The sequence below is a fragment of the Fusibacter sp. A1 genome, from assembly GCF_004125825.1.
Classification (GTDB): domain Bacteria; phylum Bacillota; class Clostridia; order Peptostreptococcales; family Acidaminobacteraceae; genus QQWI01.
The window spans coordinates 118293-135178 of record NZ_QQWI01000008.1 but is presented as its reverse complement, the minus strand read 5'-3'; the positions used below and the strand labels follow the sequence as shown (position 1 = coordinate 135178).

At 36.3% G+C, this 16886-nt stretch carries 13 protein-coding genes and 1 pseudogene; 6 read left to right on the top strand and 8 right to left on the bottom strand.

Annotated elements, in window-relative coordinates; genetic code table 11:
- Position 1: 1 nt before the first annotated feature.
- Both DWB64_RS12790 and DWB64_RS12785 read right to left on the bottom strand, forming a co-directional pair.
- Positions 2-1741, bottom strand: coding sequence for a DegV family protein (locus DWB64_RS12790; protein WP_129488639.1), 1740 nt, complete (start codon positions 1739-1741; stop codon positions 2-4).
- A 15-nt stretch (positions 1742-1756) separates the two neighbouring features.
- Positions 1757-2161 (bottom strand): DUF2177 family protein, encoded by a 405-nt coding sequence (locus DWB64_RS12785; RefSeq protein ID WP_129488638.1) that lies wholly within the window; start codon positions 2159-2161, stop codon positions 1757-1759.
- Positions 2162-2434: 273 nt separating this feature from the next.
- On the opposite strand from DWB64_RS12785, the gene DWB64_RS19380 reads away from it, so the two are divergent.
- The 4 genes from DWB64_RS19380 to DWB64_RS12760 all read left to right on the top strand — a co-directional run bounded on the left by DWB64_RS19380 (position 2435) and on the right by DWB64_RS12760 (position 6170).
- A complete protein-coding gene (locus DWB64_RS19380) occupies positions 2435-3448 on the top strand; it encodes a GNAT family N-acetyltransferase (RefSeq protein ID WP_206736676.1) in 1014 nt (337 codons plus the stop codon).
- 81 nt (positions 3449-3529) lie between these two features.
- Positions 3530-4984 carry a methyl-accepting chemotaxis protein gene (locus DWB64_RS12770; RefSeq protein WP_164980400.1) on the top strand — a complete coding sequence of 485 codons (1455 nt, stop codon included), beginning with the start codon at positions 3530-3532 and terminating at the stop codon, positions 4982-4984.
- Positions 4985-5118: 134 nt separating this feature from the next.
- The gene (locus tag DWB64_RS12765) at positions 5119-5754 is read left to right on the top strand and encodes a hypothetical protein (protein WP_129488636.1); all 636 of its coding nucleotides are present in this window, start codon (positions 5119-5121) and stop codon (positions 5752-5754) included.
- Positions 5755-5858: 104 nt separating this feature from the next.
- Complete coding sequence (locus DWB64_RS12760; protein WP_129488635.1) at positions 5859-6170, top strand: iron hydrogenase small subunit; 312 nt, start codon at positions 5859-5861, stop codon at positions 6168-6170.
- 67 nt (positions 6171-6237) lie between these two features.
- Here DWB64_RS12760 and DWB64_RS12755 read toward each other — a convergent pair whose 3' ends face one another.
- From DWB64_RS12755 to DWB64_RS12740, 4 genes and pseudogenes are all read right to left on the bottom strand, one after another.
- Positions 6238-7440 (bottom strand): ABC transporter permease, encoded by a 1203-nt coding sequence (locus DWB64_RS12755; protein ID WP_164980399.1) that lies wholly within the window; start codon positions 7438-7440, stop codon positions 6238-6240.
- Entirely contained in the window at positions 7427-8116 is a 690-nt protein-coding gene (locus DWB64_RS12750; protein ID WP_129488633.1) for an ABC transporter ATP-binding protein, read from the bottom strand. Before DWB64_RS12750 ends, DWB64_RS12755 begins: the two co-directional genes overlap by 14 nt.
- Before the next feature lie 12 nt (positions 8117-8128).
- Positions 8129-9394: an efflux RND transporter periplasmic adaptor subunit gene (locus tag DWB64_RS12745; protein ID WP_129488632.1), complete on the bottom strand. Its 1266-nt coding sequence runs from the start codon at positions 9392-9394 to the stop codon at positions 8129-8131.
- A 285-nt stretch (positions 9395-9679) separates the two neighbouring features.
- Positions 9680-10941: pseudogene (locus DWB64_RS12740) on the bottom strand (IS1380 family transposase).
- Positions 10942-11223: 282 nt separating this feature from the next.
- Here DWB64_RS12740 and DWB64_RS12735 point away from each other — a divergent pair.
- Positions 11224-12003 carry a DUF975 family protein gene (locus DWB64_RS12735; RefSeq protein ID WP_129488631.1) on the top strand — a complete coding sequence of 260 codons (780 nt, stop codon included), beginning with the start codon at positions 11224-11226 and terminating at the stop codon, positions 12001-12003.
- A 562-nt stretch (positions 12004-12565) separates the two neighbouring features.
- Here the strand turns inward: DWB64_RS12735 and DWB64_RS12730 are convergent.
- Both DWB64_RS12730 and DWB64_RS12725 read right to left on the bottom strand, forming a co-directional pair.
- Positions 12566-13705: a DUF2225 domain-containing protein gene (locus DWB64_RS12730; protein WP_129488630.1), complete on the bottom strand. Its 1140-nt coding sequence runs from the start codon at positions 13703-13705 to the stop codon at positions 12566-12568.
- Complete coding sequence (locus DWB64_RS12725; protein WP_129488629.1) at positions 13698-14096, bottom strand: Crp/Fnr family transcriptional regulator; 399 nt, start codon at positions 14094-14096, stop codon at positions 13698-13700. The genes DWB64_RS12730 and DWB64_RS12725 overlap by 8 nt, the downstream gene beginning before the upstream one ends.
- A gap of 1335 nt (positions 14097-15431) precedes the next feature.
- Here DWB64_RS12725 and DWB64_RS12720 point away from each other — a divergent pair.
- A complete protein-coding gene (locus DWB64_RS12720; protein ID WP_129488628.1) occupies positions 15432-16880 on the top strand; it encodes an HD domain-containing phosphohydrolase in 1449 nt (482 codons plus the stop codon).
- Positions 16881-16886: the final 6 nt, after the last annotated feature.

Genomic DNA, 16886 nt, shown 5'->3' with positions numbered 1-16886 from the left:
TTTAATCCTCCAGATAGGCAATGCCGATAGCGCCTTCTCCAATAAATGCAGAGACGATAGTGGATACCTCTTGTATAAACACCGGCTCATGACCGGTTAATTCCTGCATCATCTGATGGTATTCGATGGCGTTTTCCTTGTTTCCGGTGTAGACGATTCCGTATTTTTTAAAAGGCGACTTTTGAAACTTTTTGACCATCAGTTTTTTCAAGTTAAGCTCTTTGGTCACGATACCCTTACCATCGTCATTAATCGAAATGATCGCCTTCAAATTCAAAAGTGACGCGATGTTTCCAACGATTTTAGGGACTCTGCCACTTAAGGTCGCATAGGCCAAGTCGGGTATCTCCACAAAAATTTTGGCACTGTCAACTGCCTTGTTCAAATTTGATAAGACTTCGGTGATGCTGCTTTTGCTTTCTAGTTGATCGATGAGGGTGTGGACAAGCAGCGCCTGAGCGCCAGAGTTCGTTTTTGAGTCGAACAGATGGAGATGCTTTGAACCGATTTTACTTTGTACTGAAATCGCCTTCTGATACATACCGCTCATCTCGGAAGAGACGAAGATACCGATCACATCCTCAAAATGCGATAACATAAACTCAAATGTCTTTTGAAGATAGGTTTCTCCTGGTTGCGACGAGGTAGCGGGTTGCTGTGTTTTTTTCAAAATATCAAATAGCGTTTCGTTTTTAAGGGTCAATCGGTCGTTATAGACATTTCCGTCAACGATCAGTTGTAGCGGAATTTGAAAGACATTTTTGTTAACTGTCCACTGCGCCGGTATATCTGCGATGGAATCTGTGATGATTCCGATGGCTGATTTACTGCTGGAATTCAGTCGAACCTGGAGATTCATATCATCCACTTTGGATTTTATTATTTTTCCGTATTTTGTGACAAGCTTAGCAGCAGCATCGGGATGGTCCGTGTGTGTGTGGATCTTGTAATAGTCACCGATCTTTTGAACGATGATCGAATCATCTGTCTTGACAAGTTTTTCCTTTATCAGCTTGCTATCCAAATGTTCATAAGCCTCCACGATAAATTCGGTGCAGTACTGAAAATTAGGATTTACATGGTCAACCACTTTGTGTGATGTGTTGACATTATTACTTAGGTGCACTTTCCCATACAGAAAATAGTCTTTGATTCCTTCCAGAAAGTAAACGAAACCCAGTGCGCCTGCATCGACGACATCGGAATCCCTTAATACCTTGAGTTGTTTTTTTGTTTCGAGCAGTGCGTGTTTCGCATGTTTTGTCGCTTCGAGCAAAAGGGTTTTAAACTCCAGATGATGGATGTGTTGGTTTTTTATAAAGCCTGCCCATTCCTTTATTACGGTCAAAATAGTTCCTTCTGTGGGGACTGCGAGTGCGTCATATGCGTACTTCACAGCGTCGTTGGTGATATCGCTGAACTCGCTCATAGACAGGCTGTCTTTGCCTTTGGATTCTACTGACAAGCCATGCAAAAAACTTGCAAAAATCGCACCAGAGTTGCCGTAAGCATCTTCAAGTGCGACTTCTGAGATAGAACTGAGAGTATCTGAAACAGTTTCGTGTTCGGTCGCATTTGCGATGATACATTTCATCGTATACGCAAGGTTGCTTCCTGTATCGCCATCAGCGACGGGAAAGACATTGATTGAATTTAGTGTGTTCTCATGATGGATAATTTTTTTTGCGCCTGACATCGTATAGTGATAGATATCGTGACCGTTTATGAGCTTCGTGTTCATGAGGGGGCTCCTTTGTTATCTTATGCTGAACAATTTGGATAAAAAATACGTGATTGTTGATACGGACCCGCCTACAAAGCTTCCCCAGATCAGGTCGATGATGGTGATTTTAATCGGCCAATTTTCAAGAGTGGCTAAATTGGTAAGGTCATAGGTGGCATAGGTGATAAAACCGAACAGAACGCCGTTTTTAAGTGCCAACTGCCAGTCTCCAGTTGCGATTGCGGGAGAAATTACAAAGTAAACAAGACCTGCGATGTAAAGCAAGTAAAATAGTATGGCCGCTGTCCAATTAGGAGATTTTGCCATGATGAAGCCAAGTTGATCTTTGTACATGTCTTTTGCAATGAGTACGAGCCATATGATGTCGATAACTAAAAAGGTGAAGAAAGCCATGAGGTAGATCTTGATCACTTGCATAATTCCTCCTTGATAATAGTTTTCATAGTTTATACCCTTTGACCTTTGCTACAATCATAATTCCTTTATAAGAAGTCACTCGTTTTTCCCAGTGGATTCTTTAACTTGAATTACAATTAACGAAGGTGAACTGTGGGTAATAATTAATGTGACATAAGGAAGGGCATTATTGTAATTGGATAAAATAATTCTTCTACTACACTTTGAGCGGATAAATGTTAAACTTATACTAATGGCAATGTTCTCATGTTATTCATAGTAAAGGAATATTTTATGGCACATGAACTTATCGTAGTCCCTTTAAGTGAAGGTCACGCAAATGAAATAATCACCTGGAACTATCTGGCACCGTATGATATGTATACTATTTCAGATGAAGAAGATAAAAAAGAGCTGCTTGATGGATCCTATTATGGGGTTCTACAAGAAGGTGAACTGATTGGATATTTTTGCTACGGTGCAAATGCGCAGGTTTCCAACAAAATTGGTGCTTACGATGACACGGTGCTGACAGATATCGGTTTAGGTATGCGGCCTGACTTATGCGGATTAGGTCGTGGCAGCGATTTTTTGGATGCAGGCATGAAGTTCGGTAGGGATGCCTTAGGAATTAAAGGCTATAGACTATCGGTGATCAAGAGGAATGAACGTGCGATCAGACTCTATGAGAAAAAAGGATTTGAAAAGACCCTGATTTTTGATGTCGAAAGAGAAAGCGGCGTCAGGACGTTTCAGGTTATGGTGCGGGATGAGTTGCATCGTTTGAAGACGGATAAAATCGCTTTCAAGGGTCTATCCATGGATGTGCTTGATGAAATGCATGGGTACGCTTCAAATGAACTTGTTAGCAAATTCATCGGGTGGCAATTAAGCACGAGCAGGTCTGATACAAAAAAACATTTGGATGGGTTGTTAAAAAGGCAATTGGCAGGAACGTTCAAGTATGCATCTGTAGTGGAAAATGAGTCCGGTAAGCACATTGGAACGGCGATGATTTTTGCGATCGACCAGGAGGCGGAACATGCCGAAATCGGTTATGTGATAGGACTTGACCACTGGAACAAGGGGTACGGTGCAGCGATTGTGAATTTGCTGAAAACCTATGCGTTCGAAACCCTGAAAATGAACAAACTGTTTGCAAGAGTAGTGGCTGTGAATAGGTCCTCCTCGAAAATATTGATGAAAAACGGATTTGAACTTGAAGCGGTCCTCAAAGACTATTATAAGATTGATGGAGTGATGAGAAATTGCGAGTATTACACAGTTTATCATCCTACTCTAAAATAAATCAAACGTTAAAAGAAACGTGGCACACGACGGTTTCAACTGCTATACTATAGTAGCGCGAAGACAATGAGGGGGATCAATATGTTTGGTAAAAAAAATAAAGACATGAAAGAAATGTTGGAGCTTTATCAGAAATTCGATTATTTTGCTCTAAAAGAGTATCAAACCACTAGCAATATGGCAAAGAGCTACAAAGATATTCTGCTGATGAGTTTATCTGATGGTAGAACAATCGTAGTTGCCAACAATAAGATGATCAGCACCGTACCTAAAACAGGCAACATCTCTTTACAACTGGATCTGTTCGCGGACAATTTCAAATACGATTCAGAAAAAATCTCCAATCAGATGTCAAGCTCTTTCGATGCTGTCGAACTGACGAACAGAAATGTGATAGAAATTGTCGAAACTGTTGAAGATCAAAGTAAACGTATTGAGCAGATGGCATTTTCAGGGGTGAAGGTTGCTGAGAATATCAATGATAACACGACAAAGCTAAATGAAATCAGCCAAAGCAACCAACAGATACTCGAGATTACCGATTCGCTAGATGAAAATATGAAGGCTTTGCAAGACATGTTAGGTGAAATCGGATTTATCGTAAATTCGGTTAACGATATTGCAGAACAGACCAACCTGCTGGCGCTGAATGCGTCGATTGAAGCGGCAAGAGCCGGAGAGCAAGGCAGAGGATTTGCAGTTGTCGCCGAAGAAATCAGAAAGCTTGCTGAAAATACAAAAGAACAGTTAAATCGTATGAATACCTTCACAAAAGAAATCGACTCAAAATCTCAACATAGTGTGCAAAGCGTTGTCGAGACAAGAAAAGCAGTGAGTGAACTGACACATGATTATGATGAGATTTCTAAATCGTTTGAAGAAAGTCAGACGATGGTGAATGACATCATAACAAGTATTCAAGGTGTTTCGGCCTTTATGCAACAGCTGACGGCATCTACGCAAGAAATCAGTGCTTCTATGAATGTGATCACAGAAGAAACTGGCAATATCGCTCATTTTGGTACCACACTGACAAACTATGCGGATACATCTGAAGAAATGAAGCTTAGCTTGGATTCCATAGAGGAAGAATACATAGGTATTGCATCTGATTTGGTTGAATCGTTGAATAACGGAAGTCATACTATTTCGAACAAGGACGTGCTTAAGCATTTGGATAATGCGATCATCGGTCATGAAAATTGGATGCGCGAGTTAAAATCCATTGTAACGACTAGACATATCAAAGCGCTTCAGGGTGATGGAAACAAATGTCCTTTTGGATACTTCTACAATGCGGTAAAACCTCAAAATCAAGACGTGCTTGCAGTTTGGAGTAAAATGGATAAGCCTCATAAAACGCTTCACGGCATACTGCATAAAGTGACTGATAGCATCAAGTCCAAAAATGTCGAGAAGGTAGATCGCTTATATGCTGAGGCGGAGGAGCTTTCACATGAAGTGATAGGCTATATTAATGAACTCAAAAAGATTGTCGGGAGTTTCAGTGCGGAAGAAAACATTCTAAAGAAATAGCAGCTTTCAAAATACCACTGCGGTGGTATTTTTTTGTCAAGATGGATGACTACCGGGACTGGTAAACTAGAATATCATGGTATAATATGCATTATGGTTTACAAGATGTACAAAGTTAAGTTATGGAGGTTAAAATGGAGTTTTCAGAAGCGTATTTTAAGGATAAGGAATTTAAAGAAATGTCACCCGCTGCAATCATGTATATGCAGCTTATCAAGCCTGAAATGATGCACGAGATCTATCAGCAGGCCATAAAAGCAGGTTTTGCGCTGGAGCCTTTCGACCCCGAAAAGGTACCTGTAGGCGAACTTGTCAACGCCATGCGTAAGGCAGTGTATGCAAATGACGTGGCCCTTAGAGGACAGCTGTTAAAACATGAGGACGAGCTGATAGACGAGGTACTGGACAGGTTTATCAAATCAGGAAACGACACCTTTATCGATCATGCGGTCTTCGTCTTATCGCTTACACAGTGCGATATAGTGGATAAGCTGATCGAAGCCATGCCGAATTTCAAATACCCCTACACCCAGTCCGTCGCCTGTATCGTATTAGGTGCAAAGGGAGATGATAGGTGTATAGCTATACTGGATGAGCTCTACCACAGCTACAAAAAAGATTATCCAAGCGAAAGCTTTGAACAAGCCGCCTTATACGGTTTACGACTGCTACTGGATAGACGACAAGAGCATGATCATGGACATGAACACGACCATGAGCACGAGCATCATTCTATATGTACCGACGAGAACTGCGATCACGATCACTAAAATAAGGTTGGCGCTTAATTGTGCCAACCTTAATTTAACTTGGGAAAACAAGTTTAGTTAATGTTGCGATTTTTGAGGGTGTTGAAAGATATAAAAATAGCTTAATGGATGTGAATACTGTAGACCAAGCCTACTTTATAAATTGTAAAAAAGTATTTCAACTTGATAAAAGTCTTTCGATTAAGCAATTTAGAAATATTATATTATTTGAAGTAGCAAAATCATTAAATGAAGAACATGATTTGATAGATAAGTATCCCAAGATGAAGAAAAAACTAGGAAGGTTATTTAATGAAGAATATATCATAGAAAAACCAAATAGTCATAAATCACATGAACTATTGCATACTCATTATTACAAACGCGATAAGTATCCTATTGATGCAAATGTTTGCGGATGTGATTGCAAAGAATAAAATCAAAGCTCATTCCAAACATTTTGGAATGAGCTTTTTTAAGTTGACAGGTAGTAGCTCCGATTAATTATTCATATCTTAAAGCTTCGATAGGGTCTAGTTTCGATGCTTTATTTGCTGGGTAAACGCCAAATACGATACCGATACTTGATGAGAAAATTACAGCTAGAAGTATGGAGAACAGGGATAAGTTCATTGGTGTTTTCATCAGGTTTTCTGCAGTTTTTGTAAAGAGATAACCAAACAATACACCAAAAGCGCCACCGATTAAGCAGATAAGAACAGCTTCAATCAAAAATTGTACTAGTATATCGATTCTTCTAGCACCTAAAGCTTTGCGAATTCCGATTTCCCTTGTTCTTTCAGTTACTGATACTAACATGATATTCATCACACCAATGCCTCCTACTACTAAAGAAATCCCAGCGATAGCGCTGACTAGTAGTGTTATTTGGCCTAGTGCATCACTTACAGTTTCAATCATAGAATCAAGACTGAAGTACATATATGCATCCTGATCTTTAATTCTGTGAAGGTTATGCAGAAAATCTACGATCCGTTGAGCATCTTCTTTTAGGGTCTCTTTATTTGCCATTGTCATTGTGATGGAAGTGATGACACCTTTTTTATTATAGACTTTATCAAGTGTTGAGTAGGGGAGATAAACGGTGTAATTTTGAAAACCAAATGCATTTACAGTTTTTTCATATACCCCAATTACATAATACTGTGTTGTTTTACGTCCATTTGATATAGGAACTCTTTGACCAATTGGACTTGCTTCTCCAAATAAAGTATCGCTTAAATCAGAATCAATGACGATAGATTGCCTCATTGCTGCAATGTCACGGTCATTAAGAAAACGCCCCTCAATCATTGTTAAGTCATCAATAATCTTTGTACTCGAATTTGCTCCAGTCATAGACACAGAAGTATCATCGAGGTTATCGACGATGACACCTTGACCAGCGGTTACTGGTGCAATTGCCAGTACGAGGTCAGAAAAACTTTCTGAAATTTTGTCGATATCACTTAGGGTCAACTTTTCATCAGGTGCTAATTGAACGTTCTTTTGCTCATATATAGAGATGTTATTTACTCCTAGACCACCAAGTTCGCCCTCTATAGCACTTTGCGATCCATCCCCTATTGAAAATATAGTTACTACAGCTGATATGCCAATAATTAGACCTAGCATGGTAAGTAGTGATCTCATTTTATTGGTCCAAATAGAGGAAACAGCAATTCGAATGAGCTCAAATGTGCGCATGTCCATTCCTCCTATCTTCACTTATTTTTCCATCTCTAATAGTGATTACTCGGTTGGCATGTGCTGCTACATCATCTTCATGTGTGACAATAATAATGGTTGCGCCAGACTTATGAAGGTTATCGAATAATTCTAAAATTTCTGCAGACGAATGTGAGTCTAAATTGCCAGTTGGTTCATCTGCAAGAATGATTGATGGATCTGTTACAAGTGCTCTAGCGATGGCAACTCTTTGTTTTTGACCGCCAGAGAGTTCATTTGGCCGATGATTTGCACGTTCTGTCAAACTTACCTTTTCAAGTGCTTCATCAGCAAGTCTGTTTCTGTCTTTTAATGATACATTACCATAAATGAGTGGTAAGGCCACATTTTCTTTTGCTGTTTGTCTTGCCATCAGATTAAATGACTGAAATACAAATCCAATTTTTTGATTTCGTATATGGGCGAGTTGAGCGTTCTTCATTTGACTAACATCAGTATCATCAAGCATATAACTGCCCTTTGTTGGCTTATCTAAACAGCCAATGATATTCATAAGTGTTGATTTACCAGAACCAGAGGGACCGATAATTGCTACGTACTCCCCTGAATCGATTGTCAAATCAATTCCATCAATCGCTTTTACACATGTGATACCTTGACCATAATATTTAGTGAGATTATTAATTTTAATCATAAATGCTACCTCCTATTTTGGTTTATTACCGCCACCAGCCCCAGGGACTCTAAAAAGATTTTTTTCTAGTTCGGCAGAAGGTTTAGCACTTGAAGGAATTACGATTTCATCTCCAGCACTGAGGTTGTCAGATAGTACTTCGATCATCATATCCGTTTCCATTCCTGTTTGTACACGGACTGGTGTTTCAATACCATCCACTACTTTAAGTACAAGTGAATCACCTTTGGGTGAATCAATTAAAGCGTCATAGGGTACTGCAAGAGCATTTTCTTTTTGTCCAATCAAAATATCGAGTGTAGCAGTAAAATTGGGTTTGAGTAGTTCATCAGGAGAAAGTATCTTTATGGTTACATCGATTAATACTTCTGTACCTGTACTTGTTCCAATAGGAGCAATACTTGTTATTAGACCCTTGTAAAAGTGGTCAGTATTTCCTAGTGTACTTATCATTACATCTTGTCCAATTTTTATGAGATGAATATCATATTCTGATATTCCCGTAGTCACTTCTAATTGATTTAAATCGGTTATGGTTGTTGCTATTGAACCCGTTTGTATGGATGCACCAATATTTTCTGTTACAAAAGTTACAATTCCATCGATAGGCGAAAGAATATTAGTTGCTTCAATTTGCCTTTCGATTTGCTCAATTTCAAGCAGGTCAATGCTTATTTTTGCAGTTAATTTATCTAGTTCGTTTCCAATTGAGGATGTATTTAATTGATTTTTAACATTGACATAGCTTGAATATGCACTATCAAGACTGGACTTAAAACTGTTGAGTTCTGTTAAACTAATGATTCCACTTTCATATAAGGCTTGGTTATTCTCATAGCTTTCTTTGGTCCTATTATAAAAGGAGAGTACCTGCTCATAATTTGCCTGTAAAGTGATATTGCCGCTTTGCTTCATGTCATTTAGTGCATCTTGATCAATCATCAATTGATACTTAGCTTGTTCAAGACTTTTAATTAGGGATGAATTGTCGATAGTAATTAGCAGATCACCAGCCGAAACTTTATCTCCAATTTTCACCTTGATTGATTCGATTGTACCGGATATATCCGAATATACACTGATAGAGTTACTTGATTGTATAGTTCCATCGGAGTAGAGGGTTTGGCTAAGTGGCATTTTTTTAAGAACAAAGATTTGTGTTGTTTGCTCATTGGCTTTAAGTGCTTCTTCTTTTTTGATTTTTTCATTATTGATGTAGAGAAATGAACTAGTAATAATTACGACGAAAATAATGAGAATGGTTATTTTTTTTCTCATTTTACTACCTCCTTTGATTGATATCTTTAGTATAGAGTTACCCAATTAACTGCATTTAAATTAAACCTAAATTCCACGTCAATTTTCAAATTGCAATTAAATTCACTATTCTCATGTGTTTTACGAGGAATTGAAGCGGCAACTTCTACATTTTAACATTTTTTACACCTCCTTTCAACAACAACATTTTAAATATTCTAATAGCTCTTAATTTTGAAAGTGCTTAATAAGCCTCGTATTGAAGCGACATTAGAGCAGAAATATTCAGGTCATTCTTTTCAAAACTCAACATAGGCATTTTTCATACACTCCCCGATAAGGGTATTTTTCAGACAATTTCATAATGACAGACCTAGCCGTTTTGATAATCTTCGCAGCAAGAAACACATATTTCAAGCGAAATGTTTTTATTTGCTGTCTGTATCAGAGACGTCAAGGTAATCAAACTTAAATAGCAGAAACAGATTGTACGATAACATCATCATTTGAAATACTGCTTCATTTGCCCAAAATGATTTTAGCAGAAGGTGGCCTACTGCCATGTCATATTTTGCTTCTTTGATGTAATTTTCAGCATTGCCACGCTTTTCATAGGAGATAACCACGGCTTCTGACAGTAGTTTTGTATTGGTCACAAAGAAAAAATAGTCGTACTCAGAGCCTTCTAAAAGTGATAATTGCGCTCTTTCTTTTTCTGGTTTTAGTACGCGAGACACCACAAATCTTCTTTTTTTCTCCCACTTATCTAACTTTGTAAACAATTCTGTAGTTTCTCTACCTTCCGCACCCTTAACGAATAGAATGGATGAATCTGCTACCTGTGATGCAAGCGTTGAGTAAGCTTTTGCTTTGATTAAGTATTTGCATCCAAGAGACTCGATTGTTTCAATGATTTCTTCATCAAAGTAACCACTATCCATCCGAAATAAAATTTCTAAGTCGTCTTTTTTTAGGGTAGCTACGATTTCTTTAATCAGTTCAGCAGCACCATTTGCAGTGTAAGTATTGCCACTTCTAAAAAACCCAGTGACGAATGCTTTCAATTCGTCGCAAAATGCAAACTGGATATTGTAGCACCTGTTGCCTAGCTTTTTAGGATTGTATCCTTTGGTAGCGCCTTCTTGATGGCCTTCTACGTTTATAACACTGCTATCAATATCAATAGTGATGGATGTCAGTTTGCTTTTCGACAGTAGTTTTTTGAATACTTTGAAGTTGATTTCTCTGAACATTTGTGTTGTCTTAAAGTTGAATTTCCCCAAGAACCTTGATACTGTTTCAGGTTCTTTTACAGAAATATCGAATTCACGAACGAGTGGATCGTTTTTTAAGAGCTTCAAACGTTCTAGCTTATCTATACCTATGAAATGTCCGCAGAGCATGGTCTTAATATGATTCATTTTGATTTTGTTTACAGAGTCACTCTCAAAGATGAGATTATTTTCTATCATCTCAAAAATGGCATTGTTTTTTACATTCTCTAGCAGAAGGAAAAGTCCTGCATTTGAGGTTAGATTCTTAGCATTAAAATCAATTTTATTAATCATAGGCCATCTCCTTCGCAGAGTTTCTATTGCTATGTTTTTACCCAATGAGCAAGGCAAAAAACATATAAAATAGTATCTTTCTGCTATTGTTTTCTTTCACCCAATGGGTGAAAGATCGGTTTTGGCTTAATCATTATTACAGCTTGCTTTAAGAGTTATTTCGATGTCTCACACGTAGAATCTAGGTTAACCTTAAATTTGTTTCCAACCGCTTTGTATTTGCAGTAGGTTGCCCTATACTGAGTACATGGAGTTGCTAATACTGGACAGATAGGGGACATTATGTGGGATCGTAAGGAATTGAAGTTGAAGGCAAGGGGATTTTTATCTAATTTTTATGGACAGGCCTTTATGGTGAGTCTGTTGGCGGCCATATGCGGGTTTGGTGAGGATAACCCCATCCGTTATGGTGCTTCCGCGACTGATGAAGTTGCCATGATTGATGGAGTCGTGTTGAAGTATAATTCTTGGCTTCCTTTTATCGGAAGTATCGAGTTTACAAACAATGCCTACTTTCTTATCCACTTATTCAGTCTGTTGTTCATTTCCTTTGCCTTATTGAATCCAATCTATGTTGGGATATGCAATTATTTTAAACGAGGTCAAGTAGAAGATGTCGACCTTCAGGCGTTGAAGTTTTCTTTTCATGGGAAACACTACCTGAATATTTCAAAAACGATGATGTTCAAGTCGATTAAGGTGTTTTTATTCTATTTAATGTTGGTCATACCGGGTATTATCAAGAGGTATGTCTATTGCATGGTACCATATATACTAAGTGACAATCCGAAGATGAGTACGCAAAGAGCTTTAGAGTTAAGTGACTGGATGACGGACGGGCATAAAGTGGACATATGGGTGCTTGAATTATCATTTTTAGGATGGTTGATACTTGGAGGTTTATTTTTTGGAATAGGAATTGCTTTTGTCAATCCTTATATCGACGCGACAAAAGCACAGTTGTATCTGAAACTACGAGAAATCGCCATCGAAAAGCATTTGACAAATGCGATCGAGCTGAACATGAGCCCTGAGGAAAGTAAAGAAGCTGTGTATGTTTAAGTGCTGATAAAACCTTGTAGAATCGGTTACGGAAGAGAAATGCAAAAAAAAAAATGGTGCGGACAGTGCGACACAGGCAAATCCACACAGAATTAACACTTGTTGATGTTCTATTTGAATCTGCCGAAAACGGCTTATGAGCTAGGACGTAGGTTCGATAGCCTCCAGCATTAACCTCCTCGTACCATCGAGGAACTAACCCCCCCTACTTAAGTAACATTAAAAGAGGGCTTTTTCCTTTTTTATATTTTTACTAGAGTATGAGAACTTGAATATTAAGATTGTCCAGGATGTATGATAAGTGTGTGAAACGTCTTCTTTTTATTGTTTAAATAATATAAAATAGTTCACATACAACTGAGTATTTCGGACGTCAAGAGCTATTTATACCATTGGACTGAACCCATTATAGCCGAGCTTTTAATGGCTCACTATGCGGCAAGCGCTCTGACGGCAACTGGTGCTTTTATTGATTATAATTGAATTCTTTCATTGTTATAAAAACTTATATATTCGTTAATTTATAAGGCTATATCAGAAATTGTCATTCAAGACGGATCAGTTAGCCATTTATCTTTTCTAATACATTTTGAATTTGTGTACGATAAACCTTTTTCATACCTCGTAGTTGAAGCGCTTTTAACAATACATCCTTTGCTTCTTTATATTCACCAAGCTCTGATATAATTACAGCTATTTTAATGGCAAGCTTAACTTCTTCATCAACATTTAGCTTTATTGGACTATTATAATGGAAGTCTTTTAGTGCAACTAGTAAATGTTCTTTTAATTTTAATTGAGTCTGCAAATCACCAGCATCACCCATTAACCACACGAGAGATTGTAACAACCTTACCTTAACTAAAATAGTTTCGTGTAAGTCACACATAATTCGACTGAGATGAATATAATCCTCTATAACGTCATTTATTGTTTTTTTTATGCTCGTTTTCAATTCACCGTCAGAATACCTTGGTAAATTGTCATGCAGATACTTTTGTGATTTTGCACTCAGTTTGTAAAAATCATTATGAAAATTTGCATAATTACAGTAAGGACAAATCCAAATTAAATACCATAAATCATCAAAATCTTTATAAATTACCCTAAAGTCATCCGTTCTTCTTTCAACTTTTAAACGGGAATACTTAATATGATTGGCTTTAAATTTATTTTGACACACAGGGCAATTAACGTCTTTAGAATACAAATTCAGTTCATGTTTTTGCGGTAAAATCATTTTATATTTTCTATTATTTATTAAAGTTAGAATCTTATCATCAAGTGAAACTTCAAAGGACTCATCTTTGGTATATGTTGATTCAGACTCTATTGATTTACATAAATAGTCATTACTTTCTTCAATACTAGTAGCAAAGAAATTCAGTAAATTATTGGCTATCTGAGGCATTGTACTAATAAAACTATTGATATTCTCCTCATTGATCTCTGCAATAAAAGTTTCTTCATCAGCTATGACGGTATAAGGGTAATTTTGATTCCCAAGATATTCCATTAACCCTAAGATTTCATCTTTAATAGCTTTTCGAACAAACACGTCTTCATTTCCATTGTTTAAGTATATGTGCGCAGATCCAGAAAGTATAAAATAACAACATCCCATCTCTTGACCTTGTTCAATGAATTTTCGTTTTTTTAATATTTTCCTAACAGTCGTTTCTTCTCGAATAAAATCATACATAAGTTATTTCCTCGTTTCTTTTAGACTGTTTTATTGTTTCATAATATCGATTGGCCATTATTTTAAGCATTTTTACTATAATACTTGGTTCTTGTGAAATAAAAGTATCAAACTTTGCTTGACCAATTCGTAAACATGTAGTTTCTTCATTTGTTCTAATTGTCGCACCTCGTCTCGAGTCAGAAACCAATGCCATTTCACCAAAAATATTGCCTTCTTTTATTACAGAGGCTAAAATTTCATTACCATCATATGAACTTGTGATAACAACGTTAACAGAGCCCTTTAAGATTATAAACAAACTATCCCCTATTTCTCCTTGCTGAAATATCTTTTCATCTTCGCCATAGCACTCAATTTTTCCAATTTTTTTTAACTCTTGTATATTCATATCTACCTCTATTCGCAATGTATTGACTTAAGAATTTATATTTTATCAAAATAAAGTTTTTAGGTGCTTTATTATTGCCTTGAATACTTCTTACTCAAATTAAATACTGTTTCATCAAACGACTTGTTGCTGAAAAGCCTGAAATACAAATAAACATTTAATAGATAGATTAGGAAATATCATAATTAATATTGTTTAACGATTTGCTTATAAATCTAGGAATTTAAATTTTCATTAACAGCTTTATTAAATAATTAAATACACCTAATATAATCATACACCAAAAGGGGAATTATAAACATGATGGTTGCAAATACTTCTTATCAATAGAATTAGTTATTTTTAAATTAGAAACGGGGAAACAAGAGTATAGGTTTATACTAAACCTCGATTGGTGTTTTATACCCATAACTTTGATGGTCTCGGGGAAAGTTGTAGTCAATTATGTACTTTTTAGTAAGATTTTATTTTAGTTACTGCTTCAGGGAACTCTAAGTATAGGCGTTCCAGATTCTATGATCTGAAAAACTTTCTATGGAAATGTTGTCCGTTGTCCAAATTAATCATCCATGCTTATTTTAGAATGATTATAGCTCTTAATTACCTCGATGTACTCGCTTGATGTGAACTGGTTACCTTGATCATTATTAATGATATCAGGTACTCTATGCGTTCTTATTGCATCTTAAGAACTCTTGTAACAATCTCTGTTTGCAGGTTTATGATACGCCGTAGAAAGAGGTAATTCAATCCGTTCATACTGACGTTTCACCGTTTACTTTGAACATTAAAAGTCAATTAAAACTTATTCCCCTCATTTTGGAAACCTGCTCGTATTTTGTTTGACTAATCAACGCTCACAGCTGTACAATTACTATATGTGCTGGTGCTAATTATGACGTTAGCTATGTACTTTATTATAGAAATAATAGGATATTCTAATTGCTGAAGAAAAAATGGAAAACTATAAGAATGCTTTTCTAAAGGATGTAATTTGTGGAGTTTTGGTGTGCTTAAGAATTAGAATGATGAGAGCATTACATTCGCGGTCATCTCCAACAATATGCTCTGGTCCAAATGAGAGACTAGAACCACTCTACTTAAAAAACATTGACAGTAGGGTGTTTATTTCGTTTTTTGGGAGTATATTAACAAAAACATGAGAATTAAAATATTAAGGCTGACCAGAATATATATAATAAGTCTGTGAAGATTCTTTTATTTATATAGTATAATGAGATAAGTACACCTTTGTACTGGAGATAAATGCAGCTATTGGGAATCAAGTAAGTCGAAAACTACTCAACATCGACATGGAATTTGAAGGGGGACACAATGAACGAAAAAAAACTAATTAGCAAACTCACTGATATAGCTATACAGTTATCAAATGAACGAGATGTGGATAAATTACTTCATATAATACTAGAATCTTGTGTCGAAATAACCAATGCAGATGCAGGTAGTATATTTACACTAACGGATCAAGGTCTGCAATTTGAATACACGGTTAACCATTCTGTTGATGTTCCCTTTGAAAAAAGTGTTATACCAATTAACAGACAGTCTATTGTAGGAAACTGTGTCCTAAATAAAAAAAGCTATAATTTAAAAACAATGAATGACGTAAAAAGCCTCTTTAACATTGAACACAACAGCTCTTTCGATAAAAAAATAAATTATAGAACAATCAATATGTTGGTTGTACCTCTTTTAAACTATGATGGTGATGTTATAGGTGCCATGCAGCTTATTAACAAAAAGGAAAAAAATTCATCCCTAATTATATCTTATGAAACAAACGTTGATTTGCCTTCATTTACGCTGTTAGATGAACAACTAACTTCCTCATTGGCATCACAAGCAGCTATATTAATTGACAGGACAAAGTTGCATTTAGAATTATCTGAACTGCTGGATACAATTATTACGACCCTATCAACAACGCTTGAACAGCGAGACCCTGTTACAGCTGGTCATTCAAGAAAAGTTGCTGAGTATTCACTTTTGCTTGCTAATGCTATTAATGACAATCAAGGTATATATAAAGAAATTCATATAAGTGATGACAGAAAAAAAGAGTTAGAAATAGCAGCGCGTTTACATGATGTTGGTAAAATAGGTGTACCTGAAGCAGTATTACAGAAGAAAAATAGATTATCTGATGCCAACATTAATGAGATTGAAATGAGATATTATCTGATGAGTGAGTTAATTAAAAAAGATAATGATAACACTTTTAATATTGATTTTTCAGACAACACAGTAAAATATATAGAAAAAATAAAAGAGATAAATAAGTCCAATTTCCTTGATGAGGATAGCTTAAATTTCTTGAAAATGCTTAGAGATGAAGTGCCTATTATATACAATGATTTGCAGTTAGTTTTTCTAAATGAAGAAGAATATTATAATTTATCGATAAAAAAAGGGAATTTAACAGATGATGAACGTCGTAAAATAAATATGCATGTTGTCTATTCAAAAGAAATCCTTGAAAAGATGAGTTGGGGAAAGACTTTTGCCAATGTTCCAATGATTGCTGCTAGCCACCATGAGAAATTGAATGGCAAGGGCTATCCTATGGGGATTGATCAAAATGACTTATCGCTATTTGAAAGAATATTGGCGATAACAGATATTTATGATGCACTCACTGCTATTGACAGACCCTATAAAGCGCCAATGTCTATTGAAAAAGCTTTTCAAATACTATCATATGAAGTTAAAGATGGCGCATTAGACAAGCACTTGGTTGACTTGTTTAAATCTACTATGCTATAAGTAAAA